18 protein-coding genes and 1 tRNA gene are annotated in these 14,194 nt (G+C 61.0%); 8 read left to right on the top strand and 11 right to left on the bottom strand.

Going from position 1 to position 14,194, the window contains the following annotated elements; translation table 11 throughout:
* Positions 1-681: 681 nt before the first annotated feature.
* The 3 genes from PWG15_RS05240 to prfB all read left to right on the top strand — a co-directional run bounded on the left by PWG15_RS05240 (position 682) and on the right by prfB (position 5,919).
* The gene (locus tag PWG15_RS05240) at positions 682-1,902 is read left to right on the top strand and encodes an N-acetylmuramoyl-L-alanine amidase (RefSeq protein ID WP_275024361.1); all 1,221 of its coding nucleotides are present in this window, start codon (positions 682-684) and stop codon (positions 1,900-1,902) included.
* A 335-nt stretch (positions 1,903-2,237) separates the two neighbouring features.
* Positions 2,238-4,691 carry a penicillin-binding protein 1A gene (locus PWG15_RS05245; RefSeq protein WP_275023427.1) on the top strand — a complete coding sequence of 818 codons (2,454 nt, stop codon included), beginning with the start codon at positions 2,238-2,240 and terminating at the stop codon, positions 4,689-4,691.
* Positions 4,692-4,787: 96 nt separating this feature from the next.
* A protein-coding gene (gene prfB / locus PWG15_RS05250) for a peptide chain release factor 2 (RefSeq protein WP_275023428.1) occupies positions 4,788-5,919 on the top strand; the annotation gives its coding sequence in 2 pieces (ribosomal slippage) (positions 4,788-4,856 and positions 4,858-5,919; 1,131 coding nt in all).
* Positions 5,920-5,983: 64 nt separating this feature from the next.
* Here prfB and PWG15_RS05255 read toward each other — a convergent pair.
* Both PWG15_RS05255 and PWG15_RS05260 read right to left on the bottom strand, forming a co-directional pair.
* A complete protein-coding gene (locus PWG15_RS05255; RefSeq protein WP_275023429.1) occupies positions 5,984-6,475 on the bottom strand; it encodes a hypothetical protein in 492 nt (163 codons plus the stop codon).
* 93 nt (positions 6,476-6,568) lie between these two features.
* Positions 6,569-7,342, bottom strand: coding sequence for an NAD kinase (locus PWG15_RS05260; protein ID WP_275023430.1), 774 nt, complete (start codon positions 7,340-7,342; stop codon positions 6,569-6,571).
* Positions 7,343-7,499: 157 nt separating this feature from the next.
* Between PWG15_RS05260 and PWG15_RS05265 the strand changes: the two genes are divergently transcribed.
* Positions 7,500-7,575, top strand: a tRNA-Thr gene (locus PWG15_RS05265).
* 93 nt (positions 7,576-7,668) lie between these two features.
* On the opposite strand, the gene PWG15_RS05270 is transcribed toward PWG15_RS05265, so the two are convergent.
* The 9 genes from PWG15_RS05270 to PWG15_RS05310 all read right to left on the bottom strand — a co-directional run bounded on the left by PWG15_RS05270 (position 7,669) and on the right by PWG15_RS05310 (position 12,302).
* On the bottom strand, positions 7,669-8,142 hold the full coding sequence (locus tag PWG15_RS05270) for a GIY-YIG nuclease family protein (RefSeq protein WP_275023431.1): 474 nt from the start codon (positions 8,140-8,142) through the stop codon (positions 7,669-7,671).
* 122 nt (positions 8,143-8,264) lie between these two features.
* The gene (locus PWG15_RS05275; protein WP_275023432.1) at positions 8,265-8,507 is read right to left on the bottom strand and encodes a hypothetical protein; all 243 of its coding nucleotides are present in this window, start codon (positions 8,505-8,507) and stop codon (positions 8,265-8,267) included.
* Positions 8,508-8,761: 254 nt separating this feature from the next.
* Positions 8,762-9,970 carry a tyrosine-type recombinase/integrase gene (locus tag PWG15_RS05280; protein WP_275023433.1) on the bottom strand — a complete coding sequence of 403 codons (1,209 nt, stop codon included), beginning with the start codon at positions 9,968-9,970 and terminating at the stop codon, positions 8,762-8,764.
* Positions 9,971-10,099: 129 nt separating this feature from the next.
* A complete protein-coding gene (locus tag PWG15_RS05285; protein ID WP_275023434.1) occupies positions 10,100-10,222 on the bottom strand; it encodes a hypothetical protein in 123 nt (40 codons plus the stop codon).
* The gene (locus PWG15_RS05290; protein WP_275023435.1) at positions 10,219-10,482 is read right to left on the bottom strand and encodes a hypothetical protein; all 264 of its coding nucleotides are present in this window, start codon (positions 10,480-10,482) and stop codon (positions 10,219-10,221) included. Before PWG15_RS05290 ends, PWG15_RS05285 begins: the two co-directional genes overlap by 4 nt.
* Complete coding sequence (locus tag PWG15_RS05295; protein WP_275023436.1) at positions 10,479-10,742, bottom strand: hypothetical protein; 264 nt, start codon at positions 10,740-10,742, stop codon at positions 10,479-10,481. The genes PWG15_RS05290 and PWG15_RS05295 overlap by 4 nt, the downstream gene beginning before the upstream one ends.
* The gene (locus PWG15_RS05300) at positions 10,739-11,053 is read right to left on the bottom strand and encodes a hypothetical protein (protein WP_275023437.1); all 315 of its coding nucleotides are present in this window, start codon (positions 11,051-11,053) and stop codon (positions 10,739-10,741) included. The genes PWG15_RS05295 and PWG15_RS05300 overlap by 4 nt, the downstream gene beginning before the upstream one ends.
* Positions 11,050-11,346, bottom strand: a complete 297-nt coding sequence (locus tag PWG15_RS05305) for a hypothetical protein (RefSeq protein WP_275023438.1) — start codon at positions 11,344-11,346, stop codon at positions 11,050-11,052. The genes PWG15_RS05300 and PWG15_RS05305 overlap by 4 nt, the downstream gene beginning before the upstream one ends.
* Before the next feature lie 413 nt (positions 11,347-11,759).
* A complete protein-coding gene (locus PWG15_RS05310) occupies positions 11,760-12,302 on the bottom strand; it encodes a LexA family transcriptional regulator (RefSeq protein ID WP_275023439.1) in 543 nt (180 codons plus the stop codon).
* Between the two features lie 172 nt (positions 12,303-12,474).
* On the opposite strand from PWG15_RS05310, the gene PWG15_RS05315 reads away from it, so the two are divergent.
* The 4 genes from PWG15_RS05315 (at position 12,475) to PWG15_RS05330 (ending at position 14,156) form a co-directional block, all read left to right on the top strand.
* A complete protein-coding gene (locus PWG15_RS05315; protein WP_275023440.1) occupies positions 12,475-12,684 on the top strand; it encodes a helix-turn-helix domain-containing protein in 210 nt (69 codons plus the stop codon).
* Between the two features lie 64 nt (positions 12,685-12,748).
* Positions 12,749-13,009 (top strand): winged helix-turn-helix domain-containing protein, encoded by a 261-nt coding sequence (locus PWG15_RS05320; RefSeq protein ID WP_275023441.1) that lies wholly within the window; start codon positions 12,749-12,751, stop codon positions 13,007-13,009.
* Positions 13,006-13,350, top strand: a complete 345-nt coding sequence (locus PWG15_RS05325; protein WP_275023442.1) for a winged helix-turn-helix domain-containing protein — start codon at positions 13,006-13,008, stop codon at positions 13,348-13,350. The genes PWG15_RS05320 and PWG15_RS05325 overlap by 4 nt, the downstream gene beginning before the upstream one ends.
* Positions 13,347-14,156, top strand: a complete 810-nt coding sequence (locus PWG15_RS05330) for a DUF6551 family protein (protein WP_275023443.1) — start codon at positions 13,347-13,349, stop codon at positions 14,154-14,156. Before PWG15_RS05325 ends, PWG15_RS05330 begins: the two co-directional genes overlap by 4 nt.
* Positions 14,157-14,194 lie beyond the last annotated feature (38 nt).

Consider the following 14,194-nt stretch of genomic DNA (forward strand, 5'->3'; position numbering starts at 1 on the left):
TATGAAAGTTCCTGTTTGGCGCAGGCGATGGTGCAGCAGCCAGACGACAGCCGGAACATGTCTGTCCCGGGGCCGCTCTACTTCTGACCGATACTGCTGAGTCAACATCAATGACCAAACAAGAATGCCAATGTCCAAGGTCTCATGAAGACCCGATGAATGCGCCCGCTTGCGGGCGTTGGTGAAAAATCACCATCAAGAACTCCGGCCACCGCCGGAAATTTGCGATCCAGTGTACGAGGAGGAAATGCAGCGACGGCGGATGAACACCTTGCGACCGCGGAAGTGCGATGCGTTTAACCGGTTGATCCGGTTCGACCACTCCCTGGCGCCAAGCTTTGGAGAAGCTCCGGCTGCCCGGTCGACTGTTCTATCCCGTCAACACTTTCTCCTTGTGACGCTTTTATGTTTTCTATGTCACATTGGCAAGGGAAAAGCCCGTGCCGCCACAATAATGATCGATTCGCTTGTCCACGTGGAGTAGGCCGGCAAATGATGAATCGGTAGCGCCGGTGCGGGGCAGGAGATGACGTTTGTCAAGCTTTGGTTAACCATAAAGGTTCATTGATCAAGGTATGCGTTTGGTGGCCGTGTTGGCTGCCGTCTGGTTTTTGAGAAAGTGGTGGGGAGCCCAAGGTGAAGCCTTTGGCGATTTGTATGCGCGGTTCGCTGTTGTCGTTGATGTCGCGGGCGGGGTGGCGGTTGCTCGGTGCATCGTTGCTTGTCGGTGGTCTCCTCTTGAGCGTGCCGGCTGCCCGTGCGGCCGAGCCGGGCCCCTTGCTCGCCTTTGGCGCGCGGATCGCAGGCGACGACGCCCGCACCCGTGTCGTCGTCGAGTTCGATCGCAAACCGGACTTTTCCCTGCATTACGTCACCGACCCCGTTCGCGTTGTCGTCGATCTGCCGGAAACGGCCTTCGGCCTGAAGGCGGAGAGCCTCGAGCCGCGCGGCCTGTTCGACGCCATCCGCTACGGTGGCATGGGTGCTGGCAATTCCCGTATCGTTCTTTCTGCGAAGGGACCCGTTGCGGTGACCCATGCGGAAGTCATCGCGGAGGAGGGGGGTAAGGGCTATCGCCTGGTTCTCGATGCCGAACGGGTCGACCAGGCACGCTTCGACGCGCTTCTCGGCGAACAGCAATGGACCGGTTCGGTCGCCGCGGCAAAAACCGACAGACCTGTCGCCGTTGCGCCCACCAAGGACGGCGGCCCCTTCATCATCGCGATCGACGCCGGTCACGGCGGTATCGACACCGGTGCGCTTGCCGGTGAGACGAAGACGGAAGAGAAGCATGTCACACTCGCCTTTGCCCAGGATCTCGTCGAGGCGCTGAACAAGGGCGCCGGGATCGAGGCTTTTCTCACCCGCGACAAGGATGTTTTTCTGTCGCTGCCGCAGCGCGTGCAGATTGCCCGGAACAAGGGCGCCAATCTTTTCATCTCGCTCCACGCCGATGCACTCCGCCAGAAGGACATCCGCGGCGCGACGGTCTACACGATCTCCGACAAGGCGTCCGACCATCTGGCCGCAAGCCTTGCCGCGCGCGAGAACCTATCGGACGAAATCGCCGGCGTGCCGCTTCAGAGCGAGCCCGCGGAGGTCGCCGATATCCTGATCGATTTGACCCGTCGCGAGACGCAGGCCTTCTCGGTTAACATGGCGCGCGCAGTCGTTTCCTCTTTCGAGGGCCAGATCAATCTCATCAACAACCCGCACCGCTTCGCCGGGTTCCGTGTGTTGCAGGCACCCGACGTGCCGTCGATCCTCTTGGAACTGGGCTTCCTGTCGAACAAGGAGGATGAGAAGTTGCTGCTGGATCCGGAATGGCGCAAGAAGGTTTCGGAGCGCCTTGCCGTCGCGGTTCAACGTTATCGCGAGCAGGCGGTTGCCAGCGGCGGCTGACCTTTGAAGCAGGCCCCGGAACGAAGTGATTTGTGTCGCCTTGGTAACAGCGTTATGCTTTTCAATTGGATGCGCACGCGATAATCGCAAATAGCCCTATTTTACGCACAATCCGGGACCTATCCGGAATTGCGCCCGGATTTGTTGAGAAACGAGTTGAAGCCCGGGGTTCCTCGCCATATGAGGAGCCGAGCGAGCGGGTCGCTGCGATGCCAGACGATTTCTGACGGAAGAGTTTGGTCGGACCGACGCAATGTAAGCCGGCGGGACAGAGCACGGATTGTCGCTCGGCGGTCCGGCAATTGAACGATAATTAAGGTACCGGTATCTGACTGATGATCAGGCTGATTGGATATTTCTTCGGAATTGGTGCGTTTCTGCTGCTTGGCGTGGCCGGGGCTGCGGCACTTTATCTGGGCGTCGTCACCAAGGACCTACCTGACTACGAGGTGCTGGCGAAATACTCGCCGCCTGTAACGACGCGCTTTCACGCCGGCAACGGCGCCCTGATGGCGGAATATGCGCGCGAGCGGCGTCTCTATCTGCCGATCCAGGCGATCCCGGATCGCGTCAAGGCAGCCTTCATCTCGGCCGAAGACAAGAATTTCTACCAGCATCCGGGTGTCGATATCACCGGTCTCGCCCGCGCTATCGCGGTGAACCTGCAGAACTTCGGCTCCGGCCGTCGCCCGGTTGGCGCGTCGACGATCACGCAGCAGGTGGCCAAGAACTTCCTGCTGAGCTCGGACCAGACGATCGACCGCAAGGTCAAGGAAGCGATCCTCTCCTTCCGCATCGAGCAGGCCTACAGCAAGGACCGCATTCTCGAGCTCTATCTCAACGAAATCTTCTTCGGCCTGAACTCCTACGGCATTGCCGGTGCGGCGCTGACCTATTTCGACAAGTCGGTCACCGAACTTACCATTGCCGAGACCGCCTATCTCGCGGCGCTCCCGAAGGGGCCGGCCAACTATCATCCGTTCCGCAAGACCGAAGCCGCCATCGAACGCCGCAACTGGGTTATCGACCGTATGGTCGAGAACGGCTACGTCACCAAGGCCGACGGCGAAGAAGCCAAGAAGCAGCCGCTCGGTGTCAATCCGCGTCGCGGCGGTGCGCACCTCTTCGCCTCCGATTTCTTCGCGGAGGAAGTCCGTCGGCAGATCATTCAGAAATACGGCGACAACGCGCTCTATGAAGGTGGCCTGTCGGTCCGCACCTCGCTTGATCCGCGTCTGCAGACCGCGGCGCGCAAGGCGCTGCAGTCAGGTCTGCTGAGCTACGACGAACGCCGCGGCTTCCATGGACCGGTCAAGTCGATCGAGATCGGCGGCGATTGGGGTGAGCCGCTGGGTGCAGTTGTTGCCTTCAGCGATGTGCCGGAATGGAAGCTTGCCGTCGTTCTCTCAGTCGATGCACAGGGCGCCGAGATCGGCATTCAGCCGGAGAAGGAAGCCTCTGGCAAGATCGTCGCCGAGCGTGTCACCGGACACATCTCGGCCAAGAACATGCAGTGGGCCTATCGTTCGGCGACTGGCGACCGCAAATCGGCGAAGTCCCCCGAAGGCGTTTTCGGCGCGGGCGATGTGGTCTACGTCGAGCCGCTCGCCGAAAAGGGCGAGTATCGCCTGCGCCAGCCGCCGAAGGTGCAGGGTGGTCTCGTCGCCATGGACCCGCAGACCGGCCGTGTTCTGGCGATGGTCGGCGGCTTCTCCTATGGCCAGTCGGAATTCAACCGCGCGACGCAGGCGATGCGTCAACCGGGTTCGTCCTTCAAGCCCTTCGTCTACGCCGCGGCACTCGACAATGGCTACACGCCGGCATCGGTCATTCTCGATGCCCCGATCGAAATCGTTGCGGGCGGCCAGGTCTGGCGTCCTGAAAACTATGGCGGCGGCTCGGCCGGTCCGTCGACGCTGCGTCTGGGCATCGAGAAGTCGCGCAATCTGATGACCGTTCGCCTTGCCAACGACATGGGCATGAACCTCGTTGCCGAATATGCCGAGCGCTTCGGCATTTACGACAAGATGCCGCCTCTGCTTGCGATGTCGCTGGGCTCCGGCGAAACGACGGTTCTGCGCATGGTTTCGGCCTATTCGGTGCTCGCCAACGGCGGCAAGCAGATCAAGCCGTCGCTGATCGACCGCATTCAGGACCGCTACGGCAAGACGATTTTCCGGCATGAGGACCGTACCTGCGACAACTGCAATGCCGGTGATTGGCAGAGCCAGGAAGAACCTGTCCTGACCGACAATCGCGAGCAGGTGCTCGACCCCATGACCTCCTACCAGATCACGTCGATGATGGAGGGTGTGGTGCTCCGCGGTACGGCTGCCGGCAAGATCAAGCTCGATCGTCCGGTTGCTGGCAAGACCGGTACCACCAATGACGAAAAGGACGCCTGGTTCGTCGGCTACACGCCGGACCTCGTTGCCGGCCTCTATCTCGGCTTCGACAACCCGGCTCCGCTTGGTCGCGGCGCGACCGGCGGCAGTCTCGCCGTGCCGATCTTCAACGACTTCATGACCGAAGCGGTCAAGGGCACCCGCCCGAGCAAGTTCGTCGTACCCGAGGGCATGAGCATGGTTGCCGTCAACCGCAAGACCGGCATGGCCGCCCAGGAGGGTGAACCGGACACGATCATCGAGGCCTTCAAGCCCGGCACCGGCCCGGCCGATACCTTCTCGGTCATCGGCGGCCTCGACCAGTACGTGCCGCCCGAGGAAATCCTGAAGAACTCGCCGCAGGCAAACCAGGCGGTGACCTCAGGATCGAACGGTCTCTTCTAAGCCTTTCCCCTCTCGCGATGCCCGCCGCCTTTACATCAGCGGCGGGCATCGCTATTTGACGCTCACCTTCATATCGGGTTCACAAGAAGCAGGATCATGCGCAGCGAAATCGAGAACATTGTCGACGAAATCAAGCAGGCCATAAGCCTGCTGAGGAGGCATCTTTGACTGGGATCAGGCGGTAAGACGACTGGACTGGTTGAACAACAAGGCGGAAGATCCGACCTTGTGGAATGACGCCTCGGAAGCACAGAAGCTGATGCGCGAGCGCCAGCAGCTTGACGACGGCATCAATGGCCTGCGTCGTTTCGAGCAGCAGCTCAACGACAACATCGAGCTCATCGAGCTTGGTGAGGAAGAGGGCGACGCCGCGATCATTGCCGACGCCGAACAGGCGCTGCGCGATCTGAGAAACGAAGCCGCCAAGAAGCAGGTCGAAGCCATGCTCTCGGGCGAGGCCGACCAGAACGACACCTATCTCGAAGTGCACTCCGGCGCCGGCGGTACCGAAAGCCAGGACTGGGCCAACATGCTTCTGCGCATGTATACCCGCTGGTCGGAGCGCCAGGGATACAAGGTCGAGCTTCTGGAAATCCAGGATGGTGAAGAGGCAGGCATCAAGTCTGCCACCTTGCTCGTCAAGGGTCACAATGCCTATGGCTGGCTGAAGACCGAATCGGGCGTGCACCGGCTCGTCCGCATTTCGCCCTATGACAGCAACGCGCGCCGTCACACCTCGTTCTCATCGATCTGGGTCTACCCGGTCGTTGACGATTCGATCCAGATCGACATCAACGAGAGTGATTGCCGCATCGACACCTACCGCTCTTCGGGCGCCGGCGGCCAGCACGTCAACACCACCGACTCGGCCGTGCGCATCACGCATATCCCGTCGGGCATCGTCGTGCAGTGCCAGCAGGAACGCTCGCAGCACAAGAATCGGGCGAAGGCCTGGGACATGCTGCGCGCGCGCCTCTACGAAGCGGAACTCAAGAAGCGGGAAGAGGCGGCAAACGCCGAAGCCGCGTCGAAGACGGATATCGGCTGGGGACACCAGATCCGTTCCTACGTTCTGCAGCCCTATCAGCTCGTCAAGGATATGCGTACCGGCGTCGAAAGCACGGCACCGGGCGACGTTCTCGACGGTGAGCTCAACGAGTTCATGGAAGCGGCGCTTGCACACCGTGTCAGCGGCGGTGCGGATGCTGTCGTCGACGATCTGAACTAAGCGTCGCTGCGAGAGTTCGTGAATTGGAGAGGGCCGGGTGTTCGCATCCGGCCTTTTCATTTGCTCAGTTCGAGGCGCGCTCGACCTTGATGTCGCCGAGATCATCGATGAGCACGGTCCAGGCCTCCGGTTCGCGCGCGGTCGGATCTGTCTTCAGATAGACGGTCGCGAACATGCCCGGCTGGGCTGTGACGCCGGTCGAGGTCTCCGGGCGAATATCGGTGACATAGGCCTTGAGCGCCGAGAATTCCTCGAGTTCTGCAGAAGAAATCACCACAGGCCCGGCGGACGTCGCTTCGATCTGCTGGAGATGGACCTGTGCGGTGCCATCGGTCTGGCGAAGCGCGATCAGCTTGTAGTAACCGCGGCGGGCGTCGCCTTGCTTCTCGGCGGCCGCATTGGGGTCGAGCGATGAAAGCGGTGCTCCGCTTTCCTCCCAGTAGCCAGTGCTCGTCACAAAGGTTGCCTGTGGCGGCACGACGTTGGCATCCTCGGCCTTTGCGCCGGCGCAGCTCACGAACAGGAGAAGGAGCGCGAGGAGGGCGGATCTTTGCATTTGGATTGTCGTCCTTTCGATCCGCAGCTCCGCTGCCGACGGTGGCAAATTCAGCCGCGGAGGATCATAACACACATCGCGGAAAACGTGCGCTCAGTTCGAGAATTGCTCGGCCAGGATGCGGTCCGACCAGGAATGATCGGGATCCGAGAGGATGCGCGCCGTCATGTTCTCCGATTCGGCGATCCGCACTCTGACCACCGATTTTACTTCCTGATGGTCTGCCACCGCGTTGACCGGCCGCTTGTCGGCTTCGAGGATTTCGATTTCGACGGTCACATGGTTCGGCAAAAGCGCGCCGCGCCAGCGGCGGGGACGGAAGGCGCTGACCGGCGTCATGGCCAGAAGCGGCGCTTCGAGTGGCAGGATCGGGCCGTGGGCGGAGAGGTTATAGGCGGTGGAACCGGCGGGGGTCGCCACCAGCAGGCCATCGCAGGTCAGTTCCTCGAGCCTTGTCTTTCCGTCGATCAGCACGCGCAGCTTGGCGGCCTGGTAGGATTGGCGAAAGAGATAGACTTCGTTGATCGCGAGCGCCGTGAAGCTCTCGCCATAGACATCGGTCGTCTGCATCTCCAGCGGATGGAATGCGTTCTCGACTGCCTGGCAGATACGGTCCGTCAGGTTCTCGGTGCTGTAGCGGTTCATCAGGAAGCCGACGGAGCCACGGTTCATGCCGTAAACCAGCTTGCCGCTGTTCATGGTCTGGTGCAGCGTCTGCAGCATGAAGCCATCGCCACCGAGCGCCACGATCACGTCGGCCTTCGCCGGATCGTTGTCGCCATAGATCGCCTTGAGATCGGCCGCAGCTTTTTGCGCCTCCTCCGCAGGAGAGGCGAGGAAGGCGAAGGAATTGAACGTTCGGGCCATGAAACTGTAGTCCGTTCGATGCGTTGCATGCCGCTTACGGCGATCTCTATCCACCGTTTCTGGCACGGCCCAGAGCCGAACGCATCTGAAAAATTGGGAGAATTTGCAATTTTGCTTTACACCGGATGAGATTATGGTAACTCCCACCGAAGCAAGTGCCCTTATAGCTCAGTTGGTAGAGCGGCTGATTTGTAATCAGTAGGTCCCGGGTTCGAGTCCTGGTGGGGGCACCACTTTTCAATCACTTACATGTCAAAAAGTCGGAAACGCGTCCGACATTTCAGACTTCCGATACCCGAAATGTCGTAAATGTCGGACGCTTGAAATCACGGAATTTTAGCGGTTCCGAGTTCGATCATGTCCATGACGATCCGATTTAGCTCTTTTGTTGCCCGAAACCATTCGCCGTGGCTTCTTTGCCGGTGAAACCTGTTGTGCAGCCGGCGCTCGTCAGCAAGGGTGCCTGGCACTACGGCGATGCGGGCGATCGGCGCGGAAACGCCGGTTTCGAGGCTGGTCAGTCGCCGGAGCGGATTGACGGAAAAGCCGATCTTCACGGCGTCCCCAGCCCAGAGGAAGTAAACGTACCCCGCCTTGTGGAGCGAAGGCCCGTCCTCGGATGCTTGCCGTTTCCAGCGTCGCGTCTCCTGCGTACGGATGATCTCGTCAATTCGCTTGGGCAGCGTCTCAAGGGTTGGATCGGTTGGCGGGGTGGTTGGTTTACTTCGTCGCCCGACCTCGGTGCGGATCTCGTCGACCTTGCGGTTGACTTCCTCGGCCGCGGCTATCGCCTGCTCCATAGACAGCCAGTTGCCCGCGTCGTCCTTCAGGTCGCGCCCCTTGAAGCCGAGCGTCCTTGCTGACGGGCTCGGTTCCCATCGAGGGCGCCCGTCCCGCCAAATTAGATGCCTCGCTCCTGCGCTCATTGCAGAGTGTCCTTCTGGCGGTGAATGGCGGTTTCAATTGTCCACATGGCGGAGTGCTGGCCGTCGATCACTTCCAGCTTTTCCAGCATGAGATAGATTGTCGTGTTGAAGGTTTCGCGCAACTTGCCGAAATCCTCGTGTTCCGAGTGCTCGGTGGCGAATAGCACGAGCTTCATCAGGGCGCGAAGGTCAAGGATGGTATCTTCGAGTTGAGATAAGGGGCGTTCGAAAGCAGTCATTGTTGGGTTCCCTAGATCGAGGTGAACCCGGACAGCAGCTTGCACACTGGTGGCCGGGCAGTAATGGGTGTGCAAGACCGCGTCTAGGGACACGGCAGGGCAAAGCCCTCCCATCACGCCCGACCATAGAAAAACGCGCCTGTGAAGGCACGGCGCGTCGGACGCCCTAGACATGAACCGGCTTGCACCCCGGGCTCCGCCGTTTTCGCGAAGCACATATAGGGTGTGCGCCAATGCCGTTCATGTCAAGGCTGTCAGTTCGCCTCTTCCTCTATCTCAAACCAAGCAATCATCTTCGCCATGGCGCTGTCGGCCAGCTCGGGGTTCATGGCGAGGTAGTGTTTCAGGATGTCGTTGGCCGTCTTGAAGCTGTGGCCGGTGATCGAGCAGATCTCCGGGATGGTGCAGCCGGCCATTGCCAGCCAGGTCACGGCCGTGTCGCGGAAGTCCTGATCGCGGAGCGTCTTCAGGCTCGGCAGCTTCTTGGCCGCGGCTCGGCGAATGTCCTCATAGCGCCGGCGGTAGCGGTCGGACTTGAAGGGCTTCCAGTTCTCCTCGTTGAGCACGACATAGGGGGAGATGATTTCTGCCGTCTTTCGCCTCTGCTCGGCCGCCTGGAGGCGTTTGCGTAGCTCCGGGGCCTCTGGCATCGAGACGATGACTTTCGTCTTTCCCTGGCGAATTGTGATACGGCCACGATCGCGGCCGGCGAGCTGGAAGAGGAGACGATCGTTCTGGCGCTGGCCCGACCAGACGGCGAAGGTGAACATGTCGCCCATGTCGAATGAGCCCATGCTGTCGGCGACGCCGACCAGGACCTTCATTTCCTCCCGGGTGGCGAAGCGGACGCGCGGATCCGGCGTCTTCATCTTCAGCTTGTGCGCCGGGTTGATCTTCATTTCCTCGGGCAGGCGGCCGCGGTCGATCGCCCACTGCAGAGCGATGCCGAGAACGCGCATGGCCCCGACGGCCGTCGTCAGCCCCGCCTTGACGCGGATGGCGTCATAGAGGCCGAGGCAGATGGGCTTCGTCAGTGCGGCCGCCTCGGACGCCCAGACGTCGGGCAGGTGGTTTTCGAACACGCGCGCCTTCTGCTTGTAGTCGCGGATAGTGTTGGCGCTGAGGTCCGTCATCGATGGGTTGATCTTCGGCTCAAGCCAATCCTCGAACAGCTTTGAAACGGGATAGCCGGGCTTCAAGGCGGGCGCGACGGGAACCGGCGGCGGCTCATGCCGGCCGGACGCGCGCATGCGGGCCTTACGCTTGTGCGACGCGATCTGTTTCGTGAGCTGGTTCGACCAGTCGAGCGCTTCGCCGGCGGTCATCCACCGGCCGTCGATCTTCAGATCCTCGCCCTTGTAGTCGAGCTTGCGCAGCGTCGGCGACGGCTCGAAGCGCGGGCGGCCATCGCGCCAGGCGATGTGCTTGATCTTGGGATTGTCGGTCGATCGGCGGGTACTCATGGCGCGTGCTCCATACGCGTATTGAACAAAAAAGCCCGGCGGCTACGCGAAACAAAGGCCGCCGGGCTCAGATCCCAGACCGCTTGATGATGAGGGGGAGGCGCGGTCAGGGCAGGGAAGGGTGAGGCGTCAGACGCGCCGGTGGGTGCGGCTGGCTTTGTCGAGGCGGATCGCCAGGAAGACGAAGCCGAACCCGAGCGCCTGGCCGGCGATGACGGCGAGCGGGCTTAAGAGGAACTGCATCTCCGTCATTGGTGGAACGCCGGAGCCGGGACGCGGACGAACAGCAGCTCGTGGATGCTGGGCGCCTGGTCGGGCGAAAGCGGGGCAATCGCCTCGGTGATGAAGCTGCCGGCGGCCTGGCGCGTGAGCGAGCGATAACGCCCGAGCTCGACGATCCCGTCGCGGCTGCTTCCCTGTTCGCGGAGCTCGGCCGTGAGGCGCGCCATGAGTTCGTCGGTCTCCTGGCGCTTCGCCTCGAGCTGCAGGATCAGATCCTTGATCTTGTTCATTGCTGGCTTCCTTTCAGGCGCTCGGCGGCGAGCAAGCCCGCCTGTGTGAGCTGGATGCGGTTGCTGACCTTCACGAGCTCGTGGCGCTGGAGGCCGGCGATGGTGCGAATGTGGATGCGCTTGTTGCCAATGCGCCAGCCACCGGCTTCCGGGCTCTGGTGCTTGAAGAAGTTGATAGCGCCGAGCGCGTTCTGCTCGGCCTGCGTCAGCGTCTTGCGCGGCTGGAGCACGGCCGGGTTTTCGGTGATCGGCGTGCTCATGCCGCCATCTCCGCGTCTTCAGCTGCAGTGCAGTTCTCGTCTGCCTGTTCCTGCAGCTGGTCGGCCGCATCGACAGACGCCTGGGCGCAAGGCTGCCGGCAACGGATCTCCTCCTGGTCGGTGGCCACGAATTCGGATCCGCATTCATAGCGGGCGGAGACCTGGTCGCCGTCGCTGAAGAGGTACGCGTCGGCATCGCTGTCGGGGAAGAAGGCTGGATTGCGCAGAAACTCGGCGCGGTAGGTGCTGCAGCAGGGGCAGTCATTCTCTGCCTCAAGGCGCTCGATACGGAATTCGAGGAGCGTCTTCATGCTGCGTTCCTCGCAACATACTTTTCTGTGAGCGCGCGGCGATCATCATGCACGCGGGCGGACGCGATACTTTTGCCCTGTGCCTGCGCGATCGCAGCCGTCTTGTTGTCGCCATAGGTTTCGATCCAGCGCATGACGGCCGAGCGCCAGTAGCGGCCGGACGGTAGCGGCGAGGGGAACCCCTCGGAGGCAATCAGCCTCGGCTTGTGCCGGGAGAAGGTCTCCGGCGTCCAGCCGATGAGGGCGGCAACCTGGTGCCCCTTCAGCAGCTGGTCATTCGTTGCGGTTTGCATGGTCGCGTCTCCATCAGTGGCAAATCACTGCGCTGATGAAGATGTCACCAAAAAAGTGAACTGACAATCATTTGTTCATGAATTTAGTGATTTCGATGAAAGTGAAATGATGAAGCTCGCAAAATGATGCGGCAAAGCTGGGGATAAGTTCAGGGGGCGATATCTTGGGCCCCGTCCAGAAATTGGGGACCTCTAATCGGTTCAACGCGGAGACGTGGTCCGGAGGTGGTTCACACGTAAATCACCAACCGAAAGTGAACAGGGATTTGGAGCGCTCCTCAGTTCAATGCGCGCAACGCGATTGGAGCGCTCCTCAGTTCAGTGTGCGGTTGTGGATTGGAGCGCTCCTGAATTCAGTGAGGCCGCGCAAAAAGGAGCGCTCCTCAGTTCAGTGCATCATGTCGCAAATAGGATCAGGCGGCGCGACGTTCGCGGAACGACGCGATGACGACGCCGCGTACAACGATGCGATCGTTGTCGATCAGGAGGGGCTTCATCAGGGATGCGTCCATGGTCGAGGCGACCAGGAAGGGATCTTCAAAGATCCGGAAGACGGTATCGGCCCGGCCGGTACGGTCATAGACCTGGGCGCAGACGACGTCGCCAGGCTCGGGCTTTGCGTTGAGGTCCACCATCATCACGTCGCCGGGCATGTAGCCGACGTTTTCAAGGCAACGGGAGCGGAGGATCCACGGGTCTACTCCGTTCCTGCCAGCCTTGAGTGCCGCCACGGCGCCATCGAGTGTCTGAAGCGGCTCCGCGTCGTAACGGGAGCTTTCCTGCTCTGCCAGACCGCGGGCCTTGCCTGAGATCGAAAGCTCATAGGCTTTGATGCCAGTCGCTTCCTCGATCCGGGAGACGGTGGCGTCTTCCAGCATAGCCTTGTTGTCAGGGTCGTTGCGGAACTTGGCGAAAGTCGAAGGGTTGACCTTCGTGCGACGCGCAAGCTCCGCCACTCTCCATCCCTTGGCTTCTAGGACGAAGTTGAACCACTGCAGTTGCTGTCTACGACCGTTTTCCACAACACAAAACTAAGGTGAGGCCGTTCACTAAAAAATTGCGGTACGTTCACTTGACGAAATCACGCAAATCACTCTTTTCATGAATTGCGTGACAAGGAAAGTGGTCATGATTCTTACTTGGAAAGTTATCGACAGCTGGCGCGAAGAGCGGGGGATGCAGATCTCTGAGCTTGCCCGCCGTGCTGGCATACCGGAACGGACAATCTATTCCGGCCTGCGCAAGAATTCCCGTCTGCAGGCGGCCACAAAAACCGTGATGCGGGGTGTCTTCCCCGAGAAATTCGACGAACACGGCGAGGTGCGGGCCGATGAATAGCTGCTGCCCTACCTGTGGCGCTGCTCTCGCCCCGGACCACTTCAGCTTTGACGCGGAAAGTGGCTTGCTCGTTTACGGCGGGCAGTTCCTTACGCTTCCACGTCGTGAGGCGCATATTCTCGAGTTCTTGTTGGACCGCCGCGGCCGGACTATTTCGAAGTCAACGCTTTTTCGCGAACTGTACCGGCAAGACGACGAGCCGGAAACGGAGAATGTGGTCGAAAGCCACGTCTCCAAGCTGCGCAAGAAGCTGTTGCCGCTCGGCCTCGACATCACCTCCGAACGCTTCAAGGGCTATCGGCTCTTGGTCGGGAGGGCATCATGAGCGCCTGCCCATGCCCGACCTGCGGCCAGGTGCTGCCGCCACAGACATTCGCTATCGACTGGGAGGCCGGCATCGTTATCGCCGCCGGCCGCTTCGCCCAGCTGACCAGGAGCGAACTCGCGATCTTCGAAACCCTCTACCAGGCCAAGGGCCAGGTGAAGTCGAAGGAGCATCTGCTCAACGCGATCGCATCTCACGTCGACGATGCTCCGGAAATCAAGATCGTCGACGTCTTCGTCTGCAAGATCCGAAAGAAAATCGCCGGCCTAGGCGTCTCGATCGAAACGATTTGGGGCGGCGGATACCGCTTGCTGCCCCGCAAACAGGAGCAAGCCGCATGAGTGATGCAATCTCGGCCGAGCTCGGCCAACGTCCGTCTCTTCAATGGGTGCCGGTCGACCTTATCCGCGTCGACCATAATTATCAGCGCGAGCTGCGCCCGACGCGCGTCGCACAGATCCTCCGCGAATTTAACTGGGCGCACTTCCAGCCGATCATGCTCGCCGAGCAGGCGGACGGCACCTTTACCGTCTTTGACGGGCAGCACCGTGTCGCTGCCGCCAGGGCGCATCCGGAGGTGAAAGAGGTTCCCGCGGCTGTCGTGAAGCTGGAGCAAAGCTGCGATGAGGCGGGGGCCTTCCTCGGCGTCAACGTCAACCGGACGGCGGTTTCGACCGTCGAGAAATACCATGCCGGCATCGAGGCCGGCGATGCGGACATGATGGCCGTCTGCGCCGTACTCGAAGAGGCGGGTTGTGCCGTCGTCGACGCTATTGGTTTGAAGCCTGCCGCCAACAAAACGGCGGCAGTAACGGCCGTCAGCCGCGCGATCAAGAACTATGGCGACAAGGCGGTATCCGAGGCTTGCAAAACCCTCGTCGATGCCTGGCCGCAGGATACCGGGGCGCTGAATGGCGTGATGATCCAGGGGCTTGCCCGGCTCTTCAAGAACAATAAGCGCTTCATCAGTCGTGAGCGGATGACGGCAAAGCTCCGGGTCAAGGATCGGAAGATCCTGACATCGGACGCCGAGACCATCCGCAAGATCGGCGGCGGTGACGCGACCACCAACGTCGCGAAGGCGCTGGTCGAGATCTACAACAAGGGCCTGCAGCGCGATCAGATCGCGCTGGGCGTGAAGCCATAACGATCTGTGCGCCGGCAGCTCTGGCGGCGCCACTCCCC

Source organism: Ensifer adhaerens, assembly GCF_028993555.1.
GTDB lineage: Bacteria > Pseudomonadota > Alphaproteobacteria > Rhizobiales > Rhizobiaceae > Ensifer > Ensifer adhaerens_I.